2 protein-coding genes are annotated in these 1,382 nt (G+C 73.3%); both read right to left on the bottom strand.

All coding sequences use genetic code 11. The annotated features are described in order from the left end of the window. Window positions 1-699, bottom strand: a 699-nt coding sequence (locus AB0C29_RS48565) for a nucleotidyltransferase domain-containing protein (protein WP_360835173.1), incomplete at its 3' end; no start/stop codon positions are given. Next, the coding region (locus AB0C29_RS48560) for a pyridoxal-phosphate dependent enzyme (protein ID WP_360835171.1) at window positions 692-1,382 on the bottom strand (691 nt) is incomplete at its 5' end. The genes AB0C29_RS48560 and AB0C29_RS48565, both read right to left, overlap by 8 nt.

The following is a 1,382-nucleotide window of genomic DNA, read 5'->3' as shown; positions in this document are numbered from 1 at the left end:
CCGGTCCAACTCGGCGAAAAGGAGCTCCGGAGGGTCCGGGTCAAGCTTGATCCAGAGAGCGCGGCCTGCCTGCCAGGCCGCGCGCACATCTTGATGGGTACGGGAGAGCGCCGCGATCGTGGCCGGGCTGAGCTCGGCCTCGGCCTGCCGCGACGGGGTGAGCCAGTGCCCGGTGCGGCCCTCGGCCAGCCGGGCCATCCACAGCAGATGGCGCTGGGCGTGCGCGAGGGCGTCCCGCTGCCGCAGCACCTCACCGCGCCGCCCGACGTGATGGGCGAGCAGCAGCCAGTTGGCGAAGCGACCGCAGACATCCGCCGTACGGTCCGTGACGCCTTGCGGGCGGGACTGCTCCAGCAGACCGTGCCGGTCGACGACCGGCACGATGTCGCCGGCCGGCCAGTCGCGGACGGAGGCGATGTCGGCGGTGCCGGCGAAGTGGAACTCGCCGCGGATCAGCCCGGGGAAGAACGCCACGTGCGCGCCGAACTCGTTGCGGACCAGGTGGGTGACCGGGCTGACCAGCTCGATCCAGGCCCGCGGGTCGGTGGGCCCGGCGGTGAAGAACATCCAGAACTCGATGTCGCTGTGCTCGTCGGCCGTGCCGTCGGCGAACGAGCCGTACATCAGGGCGGCCTCGACCCGGCTGTCGGCGCGGCACACCTCCCGCACCCGCTCGATGAGGCGGACCTGCTCAAGCAAGGTCGGCCGGATTCGTGTTCGCGCCGCAGAGCAGCACCACGACCCGCTCCCCCGGCTCCGGCACGTAGGCGCCCGAGGTCAATGCGGCCTGCGCGGCTGCGGTGCCGTGCTCGACGACGATCCGGTAGTCCTCCCACAGCTGCCGCCGGGCCTCCACGATCGCCTGATCGTCGACCAGCACGGACGGCAGATGCGCCGCAACGGCCGTCTCGTAGGCGATCGTCCCGACCCGCCGGGCGCCCAGGGCGTCGGACGCCACCCCGGAGACCGGGATGTCCACCGGGCCACCGGCCTCGAGGGCCGCGTGCAGGGCTGCGGTGGTGACCGGCTCGACGGCGACGACGCGGGCCCGGTCGTGCAGGGCGGCGGCGACCCCGGCGATCAGACCGCCTCCACCGACCGCCACCAGCACGGTGTCGAAGCCGTCGGGCAACTGCTCGGCGAGCTCCAGGCCCAGGGTGCCGTTGCCGGCCACCATGTCCGGATCGTCGTAGGCGTGACAGAACAGTGCCCCGGTCACCTCGGCCTGCACGACCGCGGCCTCGTACGCCTCCGCGTACTCGTGGCCGACCTGGACCACCCGGGCGCCGAGCTTGGCCAGCTTCGCCACCTTGACCGGCGGGGCGGTGACCGGCACGTAGATCTCGGCGGCCACGCCCAGCTCGCGGGCCGCGTACGCCGCC

This window comes from Actinoplanes sp. NPDC048791 (assembly GCF_040650095.1).
In the GTDB taxonomy this organism is placed as follows: Bacteria; Actinomycetota; Actinomycetes; order Mycobacteriales; family Micromonosporaceae; genus Actinoplanes.
Note: the sequence above shows the minus strand (reverse complement) of the source record. Positions and strands in the feature narration are given on the sequence as shown.